This is a genomic window from Stieleria sp. JC731, from assembly GCF_020966635.1.
In the GTDB taxonomy this organism is placed as follows: Bacteria; Planctomycetota; Planctomycetia; order Pirellulales; family Pirellulaceae; genus Stieleria.
In genome coordinates this window covers 1,288,982-1,310,726 of record NZ_JAJKFQ010000011.1, presented here as the reverse complement: position 1 = coordinate 1,310,726, position 21,745 = coordinate 1,288,982, and the positions used below count along the sequence as shown (strand labels likewise).

At 52.6% G+C, this 21,745-nt stretch carries 16 protein-coding genes; 4 read left to right on the top strand and 12 right to left on the bottom strand.

The window, feature by feature from the left end; translation table 11 throughout:
- The first annotated feature begins 739 nt into the window (after nt 1-739).
- Entirely contained in the window at nt 740-1,207 is a 468-nt protein-coding gene (gene nrdR / locus LOC67_RS21705) for a transcriptional regulator NrdR (RefSeq protein WP_230264912.1), read from the top strand.
- 180 nt (nt 1,208-1,387) lie between these two features.
- Here nrdR and LOC67_RS21700 read toward each other — a convergent pair whose 3' ends face one another.
- From LOC67_RS21700 to LOC67_RS21690, 3 genes are all read right to left on the bottom strand, one after another.
- On the bottom strand, nt 1,388-1,813 hold the full coding sequence (locus LOC67_RS21700) for a hypothetical protein (RefSeq protein WP_230264911.1): 426 nt from the start codon (nt 1,811-1,813) through the stop codon (nt 1,388-1,390).
- 243 nt (nt 1,814-2,056) lie between these two features.
- Nucleotides 2,057-2,491: an Rrf2 family transcriptional regulator gene (locus LOC67_RS21695; RefSeq protein ID WP_230264910.1), complete on the bottom strand. Its 435-nt coding sequence runs from the start codon at nt 2,489-2,491 to the stop codon at nt 2,057-2,059.
- Nucleotides 2,492-2,505: 14 nt separating this feature from the next.
- Nucleotides 2,506-3,285, bottom strand: coding sequence for a phosphoadenylyl-sulfate reductase (locus LOC67_RS21690; RefSeq protein WP_230264909.1), 780 nt, complete (start codon nt 3,283-3,285; stop codon nt 2,506-2,508).
- A 372-nt stretch (nt 3,286-3,657) separates the two neighbouring features.
- Between LOC67_RS21690 and LOC67_RS21685 the strand changes: the two genes are divergently transcribed.
- Nucleotides 3,658-4,941: a HEAT repeat domain-containing protein gene (locus LOC67_RS21685; RefSeq protein ID WP_230264908.1), complete on the top strand. Its 1,284-nt coding sequence runs from the start codon at nt 3,658-3,660 to the stop codon at nt 4,939-4,941.
- Nucleotides 4,942-5,036: 95 nt separating this feature from the next.
- Here LOC67_RS21685 and LOC67_RS21680 read toward each other — a convergent pair whose 3' ends face one another.
- Nucleotides 5,037-5,453: a PGPGW domain-containing protein gene (locus tag LOC67_RS21680; protein WP_230264907.1), complete on the bottom strand. Its 417-nt coding sequence runs from the start codon at nt 5,451-5,453 to the stop codon at nt 5,037-5,039.
- A gap of 93 nt (nt 5,454-5,546) precedes the next feature.
- Here LOC67_RS21680 and LOC67_RS21675 point away from each other — a divergent pair, with 93 nt between their 5' ends.
- Nucleotides 5,547-6,404: a rhomboid family intramembrane serine protease gene (locus tag LOC67_RS21675; protein WP_230264906.1), complete on the top strand. Its 858-nt coding sequence runs from the start codon at nt 5,547-5,549 to the stop codon at nt 6,402-6,404.
- 234 nt (nt 6,405-6,638) lie between these two features.
- On the opposite strand, the gene LOC67_RS21670 is transcribed toward LOC67_RS21675, so the two are convergent.
- Together LOC67_RS21670 and LOC67_RS21665 are read right to left on the bottom strand one after the other, a co-directional pair.
- On the bottom strand, nt 6,639-8,009 hold the full coding sequence (locus tag LOC67_RS21670) for a DUF1552 domain-containing protein (RefSeq protein WP_230264905.1): 1,371 nt from the start codon (nt 8,007-8,009) through the stop codon (nt 6,639-6,641).
- Nucleotides 8,006-10,474, bottom strand: coding sequence for a DUF1592 domain-containing protein (locus LOC67_RS21665; RefSeq protein WP_230264904.1), 2,469 nt, complete (start codon nt 10,472-10,474; stop codon nt 8,006-8,008). Before LOC67_RS21665 ends, LOC67_RS21670 begins: the two co-directional genes overlap by 4 nt.
- A gap of 719 nt (nt 10,475-11,193) precedes the next feature.
- On the opposite strand from LOC67_RS21665, the gene LOC67_RS21660 reads away from it, so the two are divergent.
- Nucleotides 11,194-12,159: an exopolyphosphatase gene (locus tag LOC67_RS21660; RefSeq protein WP_230264903.1), complete on the top strand. Its 966-nt coding sequence runs from the start codon at nt 11,194-11,196 to the stop codon at nt 12,157-12,159.
- A gap of 164 nt (nt 12,160-12,323) precedes the next feature.
- Here LOC67_RS21660 and LOC67_RS21655 read toward each other — a convergent pair whose 3' ends face one another.
- From LOC67_RS21655 to LOC67_RS21630, 6 genes are all read right to left on the bottom strand, one after another.
- Complete coding sequence (locus LOC67_RS21655) at nt 12,324-13,208, bottom strand: FHA domain-containing protein (protein ID WP_230264902.1); 885 nt, start codon at nt 13,206-13,208, stop codon at nt 12,324-12,326.
- Nucleotides 13,209-13,234: 26 nt separating this feature from the next.
- Nucleotides 13,235-15,295, bottom strand: a complete 2,061-nt coding sequence (locus LOC67_RS21650) for a type VI secretion system Vgr family protein (RefSeq protein WP_230264901.1) — start codon at nt 15,293-15,295, stop codon at nt 13,235-13,237.
- A gap of 392 nt (nt 15,296-15,687) precedes the next feature.
- Nucleotides 15,688-16,722, bottom strand: coding sequence for a tRNA epoxyqueuosine(34) reductase QueG (gene queG, locus LOC67_RS21645; RefSeq protein ID WP_230264900.1), 1,035 nt, complete (start codon nt 16,720-16,722; stop codon nt 15,688-15,690).
- A 17-nt stretch (nt 16,723-16,739) separates the two neighbouring features.
- The gene (locus LOC67_RS21640) at nt 16,740-19,229 is read right to left on the bottom strand and encodes a PVC-type heme-binding CxxCH protein (protein ID WP_230264899.1); all 2,490 of its coding nucleotides are present in this window, start codon (nt 19,227-19,229) and stop codon (nt 16,740-16,742) included.
- A 77-nt stretch (nt 19,230-19,306) separates the two neighbouring features.
- Nucleotides 19,307-20,428 carry a Gfo/Idh/MocA family protein gene (locus tag LOC67_RS21635; RefSeq protein ID WP_230264898.1) on the bottom strand — a complete coding sequence of 374 codons (1,122 nt, stop codon included), beginning with the start codon at nt 20,426-20,428 and terminating at the stop codon, nt 19,307-19,309.
- An 887-nt stretch (nt 20,429-21,315) separates the two neighbouring features.
- Complete coding sequence (locus LOC67_RS21630; RefSeq protein ID WP_230264897.1) at nt 21,316-21,648, bottom strand: Hpt domain-containing protein; 333 nt, start codon at nt 21,646-21,648, stop codon at nt 21,316-21,318.
- Between the last annotated feature and the right edge of the window lie 97 nt (nt 21,649-21,745).

Here is a 21,745-nt window from a genome sequence, read left to right as displayed (position 1 = left end):
GGGGTTCGCTCGAGCTGAATCGACTAATAAGAGATGTACACCAATAACTTAGGCGGCAAACTTGCCGATCTCGAACGGCTGACGCCAAAAAAGTGAACCTTGTGTGAAGCGGGATCGCCTGACAGCCCCCCGATTCAGGTGTGTCACACCGGTCAGTCTATCAAAGAAACGCATTCCTTGTCGAATTGGCCTCATTTAGCGTCTGCAAGCCACGCGATTGCAGTCAGAACGCTCGACAGATTTTAAAAAACCGGTTCAAAGTAGACGCGATCGGATTTGCCGATTTGGTGTTAGCCCCAGTTGCCCCGCGAAAACCGCCGCTAACGCGGTGCGGCTGATGGGGCTGCAGCTCGATTTTCCGATTAGCCGAATGGCGTTAGCCACGGTTTCCCATCCAAGAACCGCCGCTAGCGCGGTGCGGCTCATGGGGCGGAAGCCTGATTTTCCGATTAGCCGAATGGCGTTAGCCACGGTTCCCATCTAAGAACCGCCGCTAACGCGGTGCGGATCATGGGGCCAACACAGTCGCCGTGGCTCAGGCGAGGCTACAAACTGGCTCTTGGATTCTGCGGACTTGTTTTTTCTGTGTTTTTTTGGACATTGTTAAGCTGAAAAGTCACGCCGATTCAGTCGCGTTTCCAAACACTTGGATTCAAACGTGTCGCCTATGCTAGGCGAGTAAGCTCAGTCGGTTCGCGTCCGATTTGTAGCTGTCCGCTCCGCCGAACAACCGTTATTTATGCGCTGCCCATTTTGCCACTGCGACGACGACCGCGTCATTGACACTCGGGCTGCCGAGGGCGGTTATATGATTCGTCGCCGACGTGTTTGCAGCAGCTGCAGCCGTCGCTTCGTGACGGTCGAAAAGATCGAACAGCAGACCTTGCGGGTTGTCAAACGCGACGACACCCGCGAGCCACTCGATCGTGAAAAGATCCGCCGCGGCATCGAGCGAGCCTGTTCGAAACGCCCCGTATCGAGTGATCGAATTGAACAGCTGGTCCAGTCGATCGAGTCAAACATCTACAACGAATACGAAACCGAAATTCCGGCCAAAGAAGTCGGTGAAATCGTGATGGCGCATTTAGCCCAGTTGGACGAGGTCGCCTACATTCGATTTGCCAGCGTGTACCAGGAATTCCACACCGCAAAAGATTTCATCCATGAGGTCGCTCGGTTGACCCAAGGACCTGTGCCAACGAGGTAAAGCACCTTTATTGGCTCGACAACCAGCGGGTGATGGCTGGTCGTGTTTTCGATCAGAATTCTTTCACAGAGAATTCTTTCACACGCAGATTTTTCGTACAGCGCGGCAACTTCGATTCATGCCGCGCTCCATCGCAACAAGCCACCGAAGTGGCTGTTTTCAAATCGCTAACGAAGCTGATTACTCGTTATTGGCGATCTTATTCTCTGCCATGAATGGGTTTGCCTTTACAACGCCCATCTGAACGGGAGTGACCGATTTCGAGCGGCTGATGCATGGATTGCATGTCTCGACAGGCTTGTCGTAGTCGGCGTAGACAAAGTCAGTGGCCAATCGCCCACGATAGCCTGGACCGGCTTCAACCATTGGTGGTGCCGCAAATGGGCTCATCCCGTAAGGTCGCGCGTAGCGGGCGCCGTAATAAACCGGTGGATTCAAAGCGAAATACGGAGGCGTTTGCAAGCTGGATCCGTACTGTGCGCCATAGGGCTGATAAAAACCGAATGGAGCGAATGGATAACCGAAAGGGTTGTTCGCCGAAGCGGTTTCGACGTTGCCGGCGACAACCGCGAACAATGCGGCGACGGCAAGAGCAATGCGTTTCATGATGTTTCGACCTGTTGGTGATGACTTTGTTTGAGAGATCCCCCAATCACATCACGCTAGTCAGCCAACAAAGCCTTGCAACCGTCACCAGCGTCGAAATGCACGAAAGCCGCAAAGTACGTTCGGGTTGTGCAGCCTGTCCGCCGTCCCTCAGAATCAAACGACTTTCTGCGGAATAATCCCGTCCGCTTAAGAATCGTGAGCTAGCAATCAAAACGATGTCAATTCGCTTGCCCGACGTCGTCAGATGTAAAACATCGTGCCATCTTCTGTCGATGCGCGTTCAACGATTTCAGCTAAGGTGATGCCGCCCAGCACACGACGCCATGCCTCGCCGGCTCGATCCCACGCCGATTGAAGTTCGCTGTCGAGCAAGGTCTTCTCAGATGCCGCGGGATCTTTCCCAGCAGCCGATTCGGAGCAGCCGATCGCTTCGGCTATTTCCAGCAAAGTCAACTGACTTGGGTCCGCGATCAGACGGTACCCACCCTGGCTGCCACGGATACTCTGGACCCACCCCGCGCTGCGAAGGGCTTGCAGAATTTGAACCAAGAAAGGCCCTGGGATGTCGTGTTTGCTGGTAATCTCACGAACCGCGACAGGCGTAGCACTGGTTTGACATCGCGCCAATTCGGCGAGGGCGATGGATGCATAATGAACTCGGGCGGAAACCAACATCGCAGAGCGCCGTCCTAGTTATGAAGTCCACATTCTGTCTTTTGAAATCCGCTCCATCTCCCGGCCCGTTCATCCTCCCCCAACTGCACCGCACGGGTGCAGGGCCAGCATCCGACACTTGGGTAACCCTGATCATGCAAAGGGTTGTACGGGATGTCGTTGTTGATGATCAGATTCCAAACGTCTTTCTTGGTCCAATTGGCCAAGGGACTGATTTTGACAAGCTGAAACTTCTTGTCCCACCCAACGATCGGGGCCTTCGCTCGGTCCGGACTTTGGTCCCGACGAATCGCACTCGCCCACGCATGTAAGCCTTTCGCTGCCTGTTTAAGGACACTCAACTTGCGATCACCACAGCAACGGTTGGGATCGGTTTTGTAAACAGGACCGCCATTGGCGGCTTCGTATTCTTCGACCGAGACGGCTGGGTACTTGTATTCGACCTCAATGCCATATCGTTCTTTGACCCGCTCACGCAGGTCTAGCGTTTCCTGGAACTGGTACCCAGTTTCCAGATTAAAAATCGGTGTTTCCGGGGCAATTTCACTGAGCATATGAATGATGGTCATGCCCTCGGGCCCGAACGCGGTCGCCATCGAAAACCGCGGAGCAAATCGCTTGACCGCCCACTGCAAGATCTCCTGAGGCGTTGCAGTTTCCAGCATCGCACTGGAATCTGCCAACTCAGCTAGAAAGTCTTCGGTTGGGTGCAGCGGTGGATCGGCCGCAAGAGCCCCCTGAGGCCCATCGTCTTGAGGTTCGCCAGAATCGCCAGGTGGTAGGACCGGCAACATCGTCATGTATCCAAATAGAAGCGAAGTTGTGCCAAGTATTCTGATGACACGTTACTGAACACGTGTCCGTTTCGACAGCGGAATGATACAAATATGATCGGTTTAGTCAAGTTTGATATCGGCGGAGAATTTGGAATGCGTGAGCCGATTTTTTGTTTCGCACTACAATTAACTTGTGAATCGACTCCGCAGGTCTCTAATTCAAGGCATTGCCAACACCGACCAAGGCTTTGGGTTGCCGAAGTTTGAATTGCCGAAAAACGCCGGCTTTGAAGCGCCCATCAGCAATGCCCAACTCCGCTCGCAAGGGCTATCCATCGAACATCCGCCAGTAGCATGAATTCCAACAACGTGAAATTGCGCACTGCTGAAATGAGCACTGCTGAATCGAATCGAATTTGTTCGACGCGTCGACGCAGGGTTCGCAATGTTTCGCGTCGGCTCACAGTTTTTGTTTCGATACTGACGTTCGCCTCGTCTCCCTTCGGATCACTTTCAGCGGACACGGTCGAAGTCAGCGGCGGTGCTTCTGTCGACGGAAAAATCCTCAGCGAAGGCGACGATGGGCGACGTCCCGTCGTGATCGAAGTCGACAACGATCTAAAAGTTGCCGTGCCAAGAAGCCGCGTCCGCAAAACTGTCCATGACAGCGACGAAGATCTGTTGTGGTATCAGACCGAGCGGGCCAAACTTCCTGAAAACGCTGATGCCCACTACGAGTTTGCCAGACAATGCAAAGGACGACGGCTCCATCTTCAGTGCGATTATCACTTTCGACGCGCAATCGAAATCGATCCGAACCATAGCAAAGCTCGTGCGGGATTGGACTATGTTCGCGATGGGAACACGTGGATCCGATTCGAAGATCAGCAGCGGCAGCGTGGCCTGATGATGACTTCCAAGGGATGGCAAGTCCCCGAGGTCTACATGAAGCTTGAAGCTCAGGACGAAGCGAGAAGTGAAATCAAGCGGCTAACAACTCAGTTGACCAAGCTACGGACGGCTGTTCTTCGCAACAACAAACGATCAGCCGAAGCCCTCGAAGAAATCAAATCGATCAACGATCCACTTGCCGCCCACGCATTCGCAGAAGCATTGAAAGAGACCCGCGGCAATACGAATGAGTCTCCATCGCTTCGCCGGCTTTACCTCGACAAGCTCGCCTCTTTTAAGACGACGCCAGCCGTTGCGGCCTTGGTCGAATGTGGCATGTTCGAACCCGACAGCGCGATCCGTGGTGAAGCCTTGCACCACCTGCAAAGCTATGGTGCACCTTCAGCAGTAGCGACTTATTTGAACGTCGTGCGTAACTCCAAGACGAAACCGGCCGAGGTGACGATGGCGCTACGCGGGTTGACTTATTTCCCCGATCCAGAACTGTGGGAAGATTACGTCGAAGCCTTAAACACCCAGTACAGAACCATCATCGCACCGGGACCTGGCATGCAAGTCGGTCGCGATAGTTCCGGCGGCATGGGCATGAACATGGGAAGTAAACCGCAAGAGAAAATTGATAATCAGCAAAATCCAGATGCCCTTGCGCTCCTAAAGGAGATCGCCCCAGAAGCAGACTTTCGCTACGACGAAGCGAGATGGAGACTTTACTTTGCGGAGAAGCTGATGGGGCAAGTTTCCGATTTGCGGAGAGATCCCTAGTACGTCGTCGCACATTGGTACCAGAATCGGCGTGAACCCATCATCGATTTTCAAAACGCGAACGCCGCTGCGCCCGCATCGCTGATCTTCTTCGTTTAGCCGTTTGCTCGGGGCCGAGTGACAACCAAGGGTGCGACACCGGCGCGTTTTCGCAACCAGTTCGCAGAATTCAAAATTGCTTTTCGCTCGATCAATTTACGCTCAAGTTTCCGTTTGCCAGGAAAGTCCAGCAGAAAAATTGCAACTGCGATGGTCAATAAGCCCTGACCTGGCAAAACCAACATGGCGATTCCCAAGATCAACAAGATCACTCCGAAAAGATTTTTGGCAATCAAAGCAATCCACCGAAAGATTGGATGTCGCCACAGGGTATCTGTGTAAGAACGCCGTGGTGCAATGAAATAGTCGGCAGGCAACCTGACGATTAGCCATGGAACCAGAATCATTCCGCCGACAAAAACGATGAACGACACAAAGACAACCCAACCGGCGAAGTCGGCGTGATCGGACAAGAATCGAGCGAATTCGGTAGGTACGAAGGAACTCAATGGCGGATAACCAAGATGGGCGAATCAAATCCGCCTGACAAGCGAGGGGATAAGTCGATGACAATTCCAGTCTTTAGCGCTGGCGACTTTCGGAAAGTGAAAGAGCTACGTTTGGTGCTGACCGCTGCGGGTATCCCAAACCAGACTGTCCAGCGTCATGGCGGTTGGCAGTTATTGGTACGTCCCGATGATAGCGATTCGGCAATTGCCGAATTACAGGACTATCAAGCCGAAAACACCAGCCGCACGGTCGATGTCGCTCGCCGTGCCGAAGCGCCCGGAGCTGCTTGGGCCGCACTGTTCTACTGCTTCGTTGTCGGTTCGATAAGCGTCTTGGCTGCCCCTTGGGGATATGGAGTTCGCCTCGCCGACCTCGGTACCTCGATCGCCGGAAATGTCACCGCAGGCGAATGGTATCGTTGTTTTACTGCGTTGACGTTGCATTTGGACATGGGGCACTTGGCTTCCAACCTTTTGTTCGGCAGTTTCTTTGGATTTTTGCTCGGTCGTACATACGGTGGCGGCCTGACCTGGCTGCTAATCGTGTTGTCAGGCTTTCTTGGCAATCTAGCCAACGCCTATTTCCAAGCACCGGAGCACCAATCGATTGGAGCATCAACGGCCGTCTTTGGCGCGATCGGTTTAATGATGATGGACGCGTTTCGATCCTATAGCCGCCAAGAGAGTTTTCGTAAGTGGACGCCCATTCTTGGTGGCATCATGTTACTTTCGATGCTTGGTGTCGGAGGCGAACGAACCGATGTGATGGCGCACGTGTTCGGATTAATCGCAGGTGTGATTATCGGAGCCGCCGCAACGACCATCCCTGATTCGGTTCGAATGAATACCAAGGTTCAGTGGCTGATCGGCATCGCCGCACTAGGCCTGATTTCGACAGCTTGGTGCATCGCCTAGCAGCGTGTTGCTTTTTCATTGTCGCCCTTTACTCCGTGAACGTAGCGGTCTTTCCAGCGGAGATCGTTGCCCGGGTGGCAATTCGAAGAGAGTTCAAACAGGGAAACCAACAGGTCTCTCGATAGTGGACCTGCTGTTCGAATCTTTTTCGTTCCTGTTTTCGAGAACTCTGTTGGATAGTGGGGCGACACAAACTGGTGACCCCAGACACAACCGTGGGCCGGTCACAGATTACTAGCCAACCAAGTCCAGGGGCCCATCGGTGCAGAATTCCGGTGAACCGAAAGACTTCAATTCGTGATGTCCTAGACCGTTAGCGATTGCTAACCACAACCGATTGTGTGCGACCCCCTTAAAGTCAATCGCACGCCCGGTATGGAATCCACTTCCGCCGCCGACGAGAAGAAACGGGATGTTATCCAGGGTGTGCGAATTCCCTTTGCCCAGCTCGTTTAGCCAAACAATTTGAGTGTTGTCCAACATCGATTCGTTTTCCCGACCGGGCTCGGGGATTTCAGAAAGCCTTTTGGCCAGATAGGCAAGCTCGCCAGCGAACCAAGAATTGATTCGATGAAGCTTTTGATGAGCGTTCTCGTCGTTGTCAGGTTCGTGTGACAACGAGTGATGCCCTTCTTCAATGTCCAACCAACGCATTCGGGCCTGACCAACGGACCGCATAAATTGCAGTGTTGCCACCCGAGTCATGTCATTGGCGAGGCTGTTGACCAGCAAATCAATCTGCATACGACTGATCGCTGGGGTATTGTCATTAACCAATTCGATGTTTGGGTCAATTTCCGGTTCGGGGTGGACCAGTGTCGCTTCTGTCGCGGCCGCTTCGATTTCACGTTCAAGTTGGCGGACGTTTTGAAGATGCTGATCAAGCATCTGCCGATCGGTTGTACTTAGACGTTTCGACACCTTGGCAATGTCATCACGGACGTGATCAAGAATGCTGGAAACCGTCTGACGATCTTGAGCACCGCCGTAGAGTTTCTGAAACATCTGCTCCGGATCATCTATCGGAGCGACAGGCCGATCGCTTCCGGCGTAACACATCCGCGTCCATGGGTCTGCGCGATCGGGTACAGCGACTCCGAATTCCAAAGATCCAAATCGGGTTTGTGTGGAGTCGCTGGATTGAAAATGATTTCGGACCTCTTGATCGATCGAGATTCCGCTCGCCCAACCCGCCGGCGTATGGCCTCCACCCTGGATATTACCCGGATTAAGCTGTCTAGCGGTTAATAAACACGACATGCCACGCATATGGTTGTCGCCATCACCACCGACTTGATTGTTGATTCCTTTCAGGATTAACGTCTGGTCCCGGAACGGTTCCAGAGCGGCCAACATCGGCTTTAGCGCCAATCGTCCGTTGGGATCAAACTCATCGGGCCAAAACTCACTGGGCAACGTCCCATTGGGCGAGAACATAATCACCAGTCGTTTCGGGGCAGGCACTGGCTTGCCATCTCGGATCGTCTCTGCCGCACCGGACTCAGCGGCATTCAGGCTTGGCAGGCGTCCTAAGAATGGCAGCACGGCAGCCCCCACGCCTAGATCTCGCAGAAATCGACGACGTCCATCATTAAGTCGACTCATTGTGAATTCTCCGTCAAATGGTTGGACCGGGGCGATGCCTTTTGGGTTGCCAGGACAGCAAGCCGGGCACAAAGTTTCTGAATATTGAAATCATCTGCGGCAAAGGATTGTGTCAGCTGCTCTAGCTGTTCTTCGCCCGCTTCGTGGGCACTTTGCTGAAGCATGTGTTCGTAAAGATGTGTGATAAACGCTCGATGGGCGGAAGGACTTTTGACTGCGAATTCGGCTACATCCCTGGCACTCCCGAGCTTCAATACCTCACCCGATTGTGTGACATAGTTGCTTTCGGTGTCGATCGGTTTCTCATTTTCAGAAACTCTCCATCGCCCCACTGCGTCGTAGCTTTCGAGCGTAAAACCCAGCGGATTGATAACACTGTGGCAAGACATGCATGCGGAGTCCTGAGTCAGCAACGTCACTTTTTCACGCATCGTTAAGTCATCCGGGAATTCATCGTCCTTAAACGCGATCGCGTTTGGAGGTGGACTTAACGCGCGTCCGACGATGTTGCGTGTTAAGAAAACACCACGGTGAATCGGCGAGGTGTTGTTGTGATACGCCAAGACGCTCAATAGATAGGGATGCGTTAAAATTCCCGATCGCTCAGCAGCATCGAAATCCACGGGTTGAAACGACGAAGCGAACTCACGTTCTCTTGCGCGCTGCTTGATCTCCTCACCAGACAATTTCCCATCCGAATCATTCTGTCGCTCGAAATAGAGTTCCGACAATCGTTCGTTCAACATCAGATGGTCTGCGAGCAACAATTCGCGGTAGTCCGATCGGCGGCTCCAAACAACGCTATCAATGAACAGCTCCAAAGATCGCCGTAAATCAGCGACAACTTGTTCGTCAAATTCTGGAAACAAAGCCCGGTCTTTTGAAAGATCTCGTTCTTCGATCTCCAACCACAGACCGAAAAAACGCCGGATCTTCGCTTTCGCTCTCGGATCTTGCAGCATCCTTCTCGCTTGATCTTCGATGCCTTCTCGCTGATTCAACTTTCCAGCCTTCGCAGCCTCGATTAATTCCGCGTCTGGGATGCTGTCCCACATCGCAAACGACAACCGCGAAGCAACGACCAGTTGTGATGGTTCGTCACCAAGACTCGTCAGATCAGGATACAGGAAGTGAGGCGACATCAAGATCAACACCACCGATTTGCGAACGCCTGACTCCAAGTCATCGGGGTTTGCCAGCGTGATCGACCGCAGTAGCTCGGCCTCCTCGGGCTCAATCGTCCGCCGAAACGCCACTTCCGCGAATCGCTGCACGAATCGTAAAATCTTCTCATCGCGATCGCCGCTTTCGGCGGTTCCAGACAGCAACGGCAAACGACTTATCACCTCAGCTGCCGTTTGCACGGCTCCAGCCATGACTGCCGATTGCCATTGTGGTGAAACGTGACTTCCACGTTCAAAGCCCAAGCTTCGGTCATCCGCTGGAAAAGGGACATCACAGGCATAGGTTCTTGGCGAAGACTCCGTTGTCACATGGTTGAAGTCCAAAACTGACCAAGTGCCATGCGGTGGCTTCCATTCCAATTTGATTTGTGCGGCGTCCTCAAGGTATTTGAAGAACTCCAATCGAATTGGGTAGTCACGTCCGCCGAGCAGAAACATGCTTGCTGACTTTGTCCGCACCTTTCCAGATCCGACCCAATCGTCAATGAAGGCTTCGTTGTCACCCGATGAACGGTCGTCACGCAATGACCCCGTGTTTGGACGCGGATCAAAGTTAAGGTACAGACGAGCTCCGTTTTGCGTTGTCAGCCGAAAGGCATATTCACCGGTATGATCGGCGCGTAAGCTGCCTTGCCAGATAATGGCGAATTGGTCTGCGGTCAAACTGGGAACAGGAGCGTCCCTTCCAAAGTCAAAATCGATTCGAGTGTCACTTCGATAGTGAGCCAGACGCTGGGCTTTGTTCATCCCTTCGGATTGATAGTATTCGCCGCGCAGCCCCGGTACTCCGTTCCCATCGCGACGCGATCGTCGCCGTCGATCGGTTTGGTTTTCGTTGCTCGGCTGAGGAGTGAACTGTCCCAATAGATCAGCGATCGAATTTCGATATTGGGCGACGGTCAGACGCGTGATTCCTGGGGAGTTCAATTCCCCTTTGGAACCCTCGAAAGTTTCGAGGATGAAATGTGCCAGTGCTTTTGCTTCCTCACCAACGCAACTCTCCGGGTCTTCTTCGGGCATTGTTTCGGCGATGACTTTGGTCAATGCTTCGACGGACTGTGAAGTATCAAGAGGCTTTGAATAGCCTTCGCTTGTGCCCTGGCCATGATCCCCGTGACAACGAAGACATTTTTCTTTGTAGATGGCTTGAACGTCGAAAGAGCGTTCGCGCTGGACTTGTTCATCCGCTTGAGTCGTCGAAGACGCAAGGACTGCGAAACCAATCACCCACAGCGACACGAAACGGAAGACATGAGTCGGCGAGCAAATCGAGCGTCTCATAGGCGGGCGTTTTAGCGAGGGCATTAGGAGGGGAGGTGGGATGCGAATATTCTATCGCATCTCGCAAGGCCGCTCCAACCGTTCCAATCCTACGCGGACTAACTTGGCAAAAATCTATCCGACCGTGGCGAGACAAATCATCGTCTTACAACCAAATCCGTACACACAGTCAAATAGCTATCTGAGAAGCAGATGAGGACTAACCCTTAACTGATCAATGAACTTTGTCGATGCAGTTTTCATTTGTTTATCGCTGCCAACGCTTCGGATTTTCAAGATCCATCGGCGATGCTTTAGGGATGGTGAAAGCGGCATTTGGAAACTGAACGTACGACTAGGGCATCGCAGTGACGAGCGGATTCAATGTTCCCCGAAAAATGACCGTGTATAGGTCAAATCTGCGTCCTAAGTTTCGACAGCCATTGAAATGAAGCGTTGCCTGCTTTTCGACGCAGCAACGGAGCGCCGCGTGCAAGACCTGCTGGATGATTCCATCAGTGATTTGTTGTTTTGACGCCAACCTTGTCGGTCACTTGCCAGATCGTGAAGGCGGCGAGCTCAACAAAAGCCTCTCTCGCAGTGTCTCGAAAGCAACATTACTTCCGCCGTTTGTTCGAGCGTGAAGGGTGACGCGTCGCGACACCAGACTGCGACGAGCATTCATTCCGATGTGTTTCCAAAACAATCCCAATCGATGTCCGAGACGCTGACGCAATAACATGACCGACACCAATCAAAAGTACCGTTTGCTGACACGAAGCGATTTCGACGGCCTTGTCTGTGCCTTGCTATTGAAGGAACTGGACATCCTTGGCGATATCAAGTTCGTGCACCCAAAGGATATGCAAGATGGTGTTGTCGAAGTCACCGAAAATGACATCCTGACAAACTTGCCGTATGTCCCAGGATGCCACTTGTGCTTCGACCACCACTCCAGTGAGGAGCTCCGAAACGAAGGCATCCAACCGGACAACTACGTTCTCTCGACCAATGCCGATTCGGCAGCAAGAGTCGTCTATGACCATTTCGGCGGACGTGAAAGATTCCCAGCGATCAGCGAAGAAATGATGACAGCGGTGGACAAGGCTGACGCCGCCAAATTCTCTGCCGACGAAATCAAGAACCCTCAGGGTTGGCCACTGCTTTCGTTCCTGATGGACGCTCGCACCGGACTCGGACGATTCCATACGTTCCGAGTGTCCAACTACCAACTTATGATGGACTTGATCGATTGCTGCCGCGATTTAGACATCGAAGACATTCTATTGCTACCCGATGTTCGTGAACGGGTCGAACTGTATCGCGAACACCAGCAGTTGGCGGTCAATCAGATCAAAGAGTGCGCTAGCGTTCACGGCAATCTGGTCATGCTTGATTTGCGCGACGAAGAAACGATCTACGCGACAAACCGATTCACCGTGTACGCACTTTATCCCCAGTGCAATATCTCGATCCATGTGCTTTGGGGAAAACAAAAACAGAACACAGTGTTCACGATCGGAAAATCGATTTTGGACCGTTCCTGCACAACCGACGTCGGCGAACTTTGCCTGAAATACGGTGGTGGTGGACACGAAGCAGCAGGCACTTGCCAAGTCGAACATGGTGACGCCGAGCGAGTGTCACAAGAGTTGATCGACCAAATTAACTCGGACCAGCAGTCAGCCGTACCTGCGACGGTTTAGCAGATGCAGTCTAGCGACGCATCAATTTTCAGGTTTGCTGTCTTCTAAAGTCGCCATTCACTCGCAGTAGCCGTGCGGAAGAACGCCGCCGACCCGGAGTGAAGAGCGACAGCTGAACGCCAACAGACAACTAGTGGCCATCTGCCTCGCCCTCTTGAACGGTGTCATTCGACGGAGCCGAGTTCGATGATGCTGTCGGCCCTTTGCTTGACGGCTGATGGCCCACCGGCATAAACCAGCTTGATCAATGCACCGCTTATCATGCGGGCATACAGATACGGCGGCGGGACAACGGGCGCATAGTCGGATGAGACCATGCTACCTTCATTCCATCCGACCGCCGCGGCGACACATGCATCGGGCGTTTCGTATTGCAGTTGCTCTGCAAGCTCCATCGCCTTGCAGCGTGTGTTCTCACTGGCTTCAGCGAGCCATTCTTCGACACATTCGGCAGCCAGTTTGTCCGTTTCAGAACGCTGCGTCCCTTGTAGCTCGGAAACGCAGCGGCTTGCCCAACGGATCGCATCGACTTTTGGAAGATACAACGCGATAACCTTGATAGCGTCGATCGGCAAAGCATGCTGGCTTAGCAAATCCAGGTAAGCAGGTACTGAAATCGCGGGCGTTTCGTTTGCGAGTTGCAGTGCATTATCACTCAGCTGGGCTTTCGAGATCAGTTCTTCGAGCGACAGCGGTGGATCGCTTGTCTCCCCAATCGCCTCGCTCTCGGATTCTTCCAGCAGTTTGCCTCCGGCGCTGACGACCGACACGCTCATCCGGCTTTGCCCAGCGGCAATCTGATCACCGTTGGCGATCACGGATTCGGCGACAGGCTTGTCGTTGATCAATGTCTCTAGGACGGCGTCGATCGACCGCAATTGCGGAGACTGGCCCTGGTATACAATTTCAAAATGAACATCAGCCATGTCTGGATCATGCAAACAGACATCGGCGGATTCGCTACGACCGAAACGAGTCCGCTCACCAGCTTGCACTGGTATCTTGCGTCCGCGGGCAGGTCCGGAGACGACGTGAACGATCAACTTCATGTTTGTACCGCGAGTGCCTTGTGGGGCTAATTTATATTGACGACGCCGCCTTCAAGTTTCAAACTTCCGTCGGCAGCAACGGAAACAACGGCTCCGGCAACATCGACATTGACGCCGGATTCGATCTTCACCGCCGTATCAGCGTTCAATTCGATCGTCGGAGAGCAAATGGAGATTTTATCCGGCAAGATCGTGATGCTGCTCGAGCCGACCTTTAATTGAATCTTGTTTGCAGCTTCGGTTGTTTGTGACCCCGAATCGATCGACAGCGTATCGTCGCCGCTTTTGACGGTCGTTTTACGGTCGCCCGAAGTCACTTCAAGCGTTTCGTCGGTCTCGATGGTGGTTTTGCGACTGCCTTTTTCGACCGCGATCGTTGCATCACCTTCCTTGGTTTTGTGTGTAAAGTTGTTAAAGACCGTCACCGTTTGACTGCCGTCGTCGGCATCCGAACCGCCGACGATCACTTCTTGATTGTTGAAAATCTCAATCTTTTGATCGCCCGGATCCATCTTGTCAAAACCAACTTTCAAGCTGTCATTGTTTTCGACGTGACGCTGAAAATCTTTCTCCGCATGGAAATAGACTTCTTCTTTGCCTTTCGTATCGTTAAACGTGAGGGCATTGAAGTTTTCATCAGTCGCGTCCTTTGAACTATGCGATTTGATCCCACTGACAAGACCATTCTCCGGAAGTGCGTAGGGCGGCATCTCATCAGCATTGTAGACCCGTCCGGTGACAATTGGCCGATCTGGATCACCTTCAAGAAACTCCACGATGACTTCTTGGCCAATTCGCGGGATGTGAATTGATCCCCACCGTTTTCCAGCCCAGGATTGCGCGACCCGAACCCAACACGAGCTGTTCTCATCCTGTTTGTCGAAACGATCCCAGTGGAAGTGAACTTTCACTCGGCCATATTTGTCCGTCCAAACTTCTTCACCTGATTTGCCCACGACAATCGCGGTCTGTGGACCACGAATCATTGGCCTGGGTGTCAAACTAGGTGCGCGAAAGACCTGCTTGTAATCCATCGCCTCGAAGTCACATTTGAATTCCGTGGTCTCCGTGTCCTCTCCGGTTTCAAAGTCACTGTTTTGAGCTTCGATGCGACTGGCAACCACCAAGTATTCGGCGTTCTGATCGGAACGCAGATGACCGGTCAATTTGAATGTCGAACCGACGCTCAGTCCACGCGCGTTGGTCGTCCCTCGGCTTCGCACGAACTGACTTTGCCGCTCTTGAATTCGAACCTTAGAACGACTTTCACCATCAATCAACTCAGTATGCGCGCCCGGATAATTGAACACTTCCATTCCGGAAAGTGCATGATCGCGTTGGATCATCGCTTTGGCGGTAAGATCCGCCTTCGGTTTTTCAAAATCGAAATTGGCTAAGACGTATTCACCACTCTGAACTTCCATTGAGACATCCCAATGGTAGACATGGTCATACTCGGCAATCCGGCGAGCCTCGGGCGGGAAATATGCAAGCGAGGCGTGTGTCTCCGATGGCTTGTGGCCGCTAGCTGAATCGCACAACACGAGGTCATGCTTTCCTTCTGAGTGTTCGAAGAAGTAATAGATGCCTTCTTCTTCCATCAAGCGACTGACAAACTGAAAGTCGGTTTCACAGTATTGAACGCAATACTCTCGATTGCCGTGCGTGCCCGATAACTTTTTACTAAAGTCGCTAAATTGGTTCTGATTTTTAAAAATGTCGGTGATAATATCTACCACAGTTTTGTTTTGATAAATCCTGCAATTCGCCGTCTTGGTAAGCATCCAAAACCACGGCACGATCGTCGCCCGGTATTTTGAGAAATGCCCATGGGACCCGGCCCAAGAAAGCCGACCAAATAACCCATGCAAGTAGCGTTTGTCGCCGGACGACAACTCGAGTTCGATCGTCGCTCCGGTTCCAAGCAAGCCCGACAAATCAATATTGTGATCGGTCGATAGCAGTTCGACGTCAAATTCGAACAGTTGGCCTAACCGTTCCGTGGCGACCAGTTTTGAGAGCAGCAATTTATCTGCGCCAGCCGTGGTCGTGATATTGAGTCCGCGATTTTGTTGAAGCTCGCTCATTGAAAATTCACCCGTCGTCGTCGGGCTCCATCCCTGTGGTTCGGTTGTCGAAGTGATCTCAAGACTGCCAACGGCTCCACTTTCGAAACTTATCTTCGATTACCTCCAATGCCGCAGATTGCGACAACAATATGAAGCCTGTCGACCTGACGGTTTTGGAATCGAAGAGTGCAAGCCTCTTAAGTTTGCTGGCAGTTCATATCTGCAGACCGTTTTGTACCTTTGGCAGTTGATCGTGGTTGCAATTGAGATCAAACGAATTGTACCGAAATCGTTCGCCACGCCACTAGGGCTACCTCATCGGCGATGCGGCTTGTCATCGAGCGAGTCGGTGAATCAGAGTCGGTACTCCGCCTTCAGCCAATCGACCTAGGCACCTGAAAGCCATTGGCTTATTCGCCTTCGATTTTCTTGATCGCCCATCGGCACGCTTCGGCAACGACCGGATCTTCGCCGAGTGATCGTTCCTGCAAAACGGGGATCGCATCGCGGCAGCCTTGATTACCAAGCACGATTGCCGCGTTTCGCTGCATCCCTTGTAATTTCGTTCTCCAGAACGGTGATTTTCGATATCGTGTTCTAAATTCAGATTCGTCCATTTGAAGAACCGCGATCAGATCGACAAAGTCTGTCAGGGCCGCTTCATCGATCGGCGACGCGTTGCGAGTCGGCTTGCGGTTCCACGGGCAAACTTCCTGGCAAACATCACATCCAAACACCCAATCTCCAATCGCATCCCGATATTTCGGATCGATTTCACCTCGGTGCTCGATCGTCAGGTAACTGATGCACTTTCTTGCATCTAAAATCCCTGCATCGACAAATGCATCCGTCGGACAGGCATCCAAGCAAGCAGTGCAACTGCCACAATAAGACTTGTCGTCTGGCTGGTCGTACGGCAATTGCTGGTCAACCAGCAAACATGCGAGAAAGAAATAACTGCCCTGAGCCCGGTTGAGCAGCAACGTATTTTTGCCCCGCCAACCTAAACCCGCCAGCTCCGCAAGCTCACGTTCAAGCAGCGGGGCGGTGTCGACACACCCGCGGAGGCTAACCTCCGGTGAACAATCGCGAACCAGTTTTTTGATCGCTTTAAAGTGGCTGTGTATCGTGTCGTGGTAGTCGATCCCGGACCAAGCGTATCGCGCAACACGCCCCTGACCAGATACACCACTAGAACTCGGATTGGCGAAATACGGGTACGCCAAAGCAATGATGCTTTTTGTACCGGGCATGACGCCATCGGGATTTCGGTATGCGTCGATGCGGTTGGAGAAATACTCCATTCCCGCACAATTCCCAGCTTGAACCCAATCGATCAGTCGATGAAATCCCGCCGCATCGACTGCAGGGCAGATCCCCATCAACGAAAACCCAAATTCCTTTGCGGCATCAAGAAGATCGTCAAGCCACGTCAACTTTTGCATCGCATCGGATGTTTACGTTAATCAGTTTCGGTTGATTCAAGATAAGCGAGCAAGTCACGCAATTCGCCGATCGACAGCGTTTGCTCTAAACCTTTCGGCATGATCGACTGATCGCTGAAGGAATGAAATTCGATGTCTTCGAGTTTAACCGAAAACGAACTTCCATCAGCTGCTTGGAATCCGATCGCCCCACCCACACCGGGAGTAGGCGTTTTTAGTCCAATCAGAACGTTGCCCTCCGTTGTGACAATTTTCCAAGGCACATAAAGCGGACCGACTTCCTCACTCGGGTACAAAATTGATCGCAGCAGCCGTTTGCGTGGTTGTCCAACCAAATTTGTCAGATCAGGCCCCGTCATTGCTCCTCGACCATGGCTGAGGTGGCATTTACTGCAAGTGGCTCGCTGAAAGACACGCGCGCCGGCTTCGGCGTCGCCTCCATTTCCGACCAAACGAAACCAAGCATCAAAATCATCGACAGCCGGACGCTTTTGACGATTTGAACCTTCGATTCGCGACAGGACTCGCCTTGCCTCTTCACGAATCTCGTTTGGTTCGGATGCGTTCATTTCAAGTGCCCGAAGCCCCGATTCGTAGGACGCAACAAAGTTGGACAAGCCCGAAATCGCGTCGGCGCGAATGGCTATCGGTAAACTTGAATCAACCGCAAACGAATGCAATCGTTTTGCGTCAGCTTCCGTTCCCCGATCAATCAACAATCGAACCGATTCGCGTTGCAGTTGTGGCGACTCGGATTCCTTTACCCAAGCGGTGATTTGATCGCCACCAGGTTGGTCCGCCGCAGCAGGAATCCGCTGAATCGCCAGTGCGCGGATCTCTGGTGATCTTGTCTGGTCTGATGCTAACTCCGCCAATAGTTTCTCTCGAGCCGGATCACGCACGCCGCTGCGAGCAGTCCCGTTTTCGAGAAATGAAATGGTGGCAACGGCAACTTCGAATAGACGTGTCGTCAGCAAATCTCGTTTCAACACCTGCTGAATCTCAGCAACCAATTCTCGATCTTTGCGTTCCGCAGCCCAACGCAATCCGAACAAGGTTGTGTCTTCGTCCAAATCCTCGAACGCATCCGATAACATCATTCGCCTTTGGACTTCGGTTAGCGAATCTCGATCACATAGCTCCCGCCAACGCCATGCTGCCATCAAGGCAAGCTTTTGCGGGGACTTGTGTTGGACGACCTCATCGGGACTGGGCAGACTTTCCAATTCTGCAAGACGTGTGATAGCAGCCTGTGCAACAAAAACGTCGTTGTCAGTGGCTTGCTGTAACAATGCCGTCAGATCCATCTCGTCACCGGCACTTGCCGATTCTTTTTCGACAGAACTGAGTCCCGGAATGACACCCGAAGCAGCTTTACCGGACACTGGTTTCAGCCTCCAGATTCGGCCGGTCTGGTGGACTGAGTAGTCACGTCGGACCCAATCGGTGATGTAAATCGAATGATCGGGCGCGAGCGCTATTCCGACCGGACGGAATAGAGTGTCGCCCTGCAACACCGTTTCAGTTTCGCTTACCCATGTGCCGCCATTTTCCCGAAGTCGATAAGCTTCGACGCGGTTGTCGCCCCAGCTGGAAACCCACAACCGGTCGCCGATCGGAACAACGGCGCAAGGAGCTTCACCGGTGCCTGCGGCAGGCGGCATCGTCACAGGAAGTTCACCCATCCATGACTGCAGCGGATGAGTTCCTCCACGTCCGAATTGGAATTCAAATCCATAATCACCACCGCGCACGACATGCATCAGGCGACACGGTGGCATCGCGTCAGGATCATTTCCGACACACCAAAGTCGATCCGCGGAGTCGAAGCACATCCCGAACGGATTCCAAAATCCAGTCGCAAAGCGTTCCAGCTGGGTTCCATCGAACCGGATGCGAAAGATATTGCCGCCTTCGCCGCCACCCTTTTGTGTTCGGCCATCTTTACCGACAAGCTGGTAATCTTCGCCAAAGTTCTCGCCCTGGCCCACGTAAAGCCAACCGTCTGCTGCGGCTACCAATCCGCCCAATCCGTTGTGCGGGTAGTTGGCGTTGGTATCCAGTTCGGCGAGGACTTCGACCTGTTCGGCCTGCCCGTCTCCGTCGGCATCGCGAATACGCAGCACCTTATCACGATGTGTAACGGCAATCCAATTGTCGTCCAGTATTGCCAAACCCATCGTGAACTTGCCTTGGTCAAAAAACACTTCACGACGATCAAGCGTGCCATCGCCATTGCTGTCCGACAACCGAATGATGCGGTCATGATCAGGACCATCGTAACCTTCCGGCGGAAAGTGAGTGTGAGATTCGATCACCAGTAAGCGACCTTCGTGATCACACACACACATGACAGGCGTCACGATATCCGGTTCAGCTTTGACCAGTTCGATCTCCCAACCTTCTTCCACGATCACCGGAGGAACCAAATCGACTGCGGATAACGGCCAAATCGGTAGCAGGACATTGCATAACGCCACACCGATGGCTACTCGGAACCAATTCATAGGGAACATCACAGGGTCGATCATGGAGAGAAACAGGCTGAACAGAGACGCCGCGATTGATCGCGAAAGAACGTCGCTTAACGCTTGAGCGTGAATTCGGGAAGCTGAACTTTCTCCCCGCCACGAAGCGCCGACTCGTGAGCACAAAGTCCCACACAGGTCCAGTTGGCGCTGGTCACAGCATTGGGCCATGGGTCACGATCTTCTTTCACCGCGCTGACCATTTCGTGGACCAAATGCGGGTGTGATCCGCCGTGTCCGCCACCTTGGATGAATGACAGGTGATCGGCATCATGAATCTCCGACGGCATTGTGAACTTTTGAATCTCGGCCGGCAGTAAGTGCGCGAAATCGGGCACTTCGATCTTTTCTGGAATTTCGGGTTCCGGCTTCTTCGCGGTATGAATGACATGCGGCTCGTTTTCGACCAATGTCCATTCGAAGCTTTTCTTGGTCCCATAAACGTCAAAGCTTTCACGATATTGTCTTGCGACGTCATAGAGGAAACGCCAGATGTGGGCAACGACATCACTGTCTTGAAGCTTGATGTGACAGGACTCCACAGCAAACTTGTTGCCAGATTTTTCGGCGATCGAATCACGAACACGACCAGAGCCAAAACAGCTAACGTACTCCGCTAATGAATCAGTCAGCCCCAAACAAGGGCTAACAACATGAGTCGCATAGTGCATGGGAATCATCGCTTCCCAGTAACTTGGCCAACCGTCCATGTCTTGTGGGTGCGATGCGGCAAGGTGCTGAATTTCGCCCAGCTCACCTTTCTGGAAAAGATCTTTGATGTAGAGGAACTCGCGGCTGTAAACCACGGTTTCGGCCATCATGTATTTCAAACCAGTCTCGTTGACCTTTTCGACGATCTGCTGGCATTCTTCGATGGTCGTTGCCATCGGCACCGTGCACATCACGTGCTTGCCAGCATCAAGCGCTTTAAGCGACATCCATGCGTGATCCGGAATCGGGCTATTTATATGCACGTAGTCGATGTCAGGATCGGCAAGGACGGCATCGTAATCGGTGTATCGTTTTTCGATGCCGAACTGATCAGCCGACTTGTTTAGCTCAGCCTCGTTGCGACGGCAAAGTGCAACGACATCGGCGCCAGGATACGCTTGATAGATCGGAATGAATTCAGCACCGAATCCCAAGCCAATCATTGCAATGCGAACTGGTTTTGACATCTGTGTCCTCTTTTTCGATCGTTTACGATGGAATAACAGTTGCCCGCCGAAGGGATTGGCGGACGGAGGGGCATGTTGAAACGCGGCCTTGGGTTAGATCGGCCGCAGAGATTCCCACTCGTTCAGGAACGTGCAAGCGACGTTTCTTCGACTGTCGAAACGCTGCATTTGCGGATGACACCGATCGAATTTCAGCGTGCGACGACTGGAAATATCTCGGGCGCTAAGATACGCAATTTTCACCCTGGCGTGGGCTAGCGAGGCCACTGGACACCATTTCATCGAATCAATGGTGCGAATCGCTGCGATTACCCGCGCAAGCGTTTAGGTCTGACAAGACGCGTTCTCTGACCAATGTCGATCGATTCGCCGAATCGAGAGTACCTCCGCAGCCTTCTCAACTTGGAAAGTTGAGCGACACTAGTGTCGATCGATTCACCGAATCGAAAACACATCCACGAGGCCTTCGGCACGCACAGAGCAACTACCCAGCGTTCGCAACTTGGAAAGTTGAGGGACACTAATGTCGTTCGATTCTCCGAATCGAAAACGCATCCACGAGGCCTTCAGCACGCACAGAGCATCTACCCAGCGTTCTCAACTTGGAAAGTTGAGGGACACTAGTGTCGATCGATTCTCCGAATCGAAAACACATCTACGAGGCCTTCAGCACGCACAGAGCAACTACCCAGCGTTCTCAACTTGGAAAGTTGAGGGACACTAATGTCGATCGATTCTCCGAATCGAAAACGCATCCACGAGGCCTTCAGCACGCACAGAGAATCTACTCAGCGTTCTCAACTTGGAAAGTTGAGGGACGCTGTCATACTCACTCACCTTCAACCCGGTAGTTTTCAAGAACGGAGGCATCGCGAGGAAAAGCGGATTTATCCCTGCTGGGTCAAGGCATAACGTTCGCGGATATGGTCGATGTTGACATCGCCAATTTCGTCCCAGAGTCCTTTGACGGAAGGCGTGATCTCCTCCCAGAATTCGGCGCGGACTTGATGCTCCAACAACTCGCTTCGAAGACGAATCTTTTGGAAACCGAGTGTTCCCGAACACCCTTTCAACTTATGAGCTTCCCGGCCGAGTGCTTCGAGATCCTTGCTCTCGACAAACGAGTCCATACGTTCAAGATAGCCTCGAAGTGAATCAACAAATTCGATGATCAGCTCGTCAAACAGTTCGTTGTCCTGAACGCTCGATCCTGAGTCCATGGTCTGCACCAGCGATAAAAGGGTGTTGGTCAGTTAATAATTAGCTCACCATGCGCGACACATCGTACCGTTGACGGAATGCCCTCAAGAGATTCTG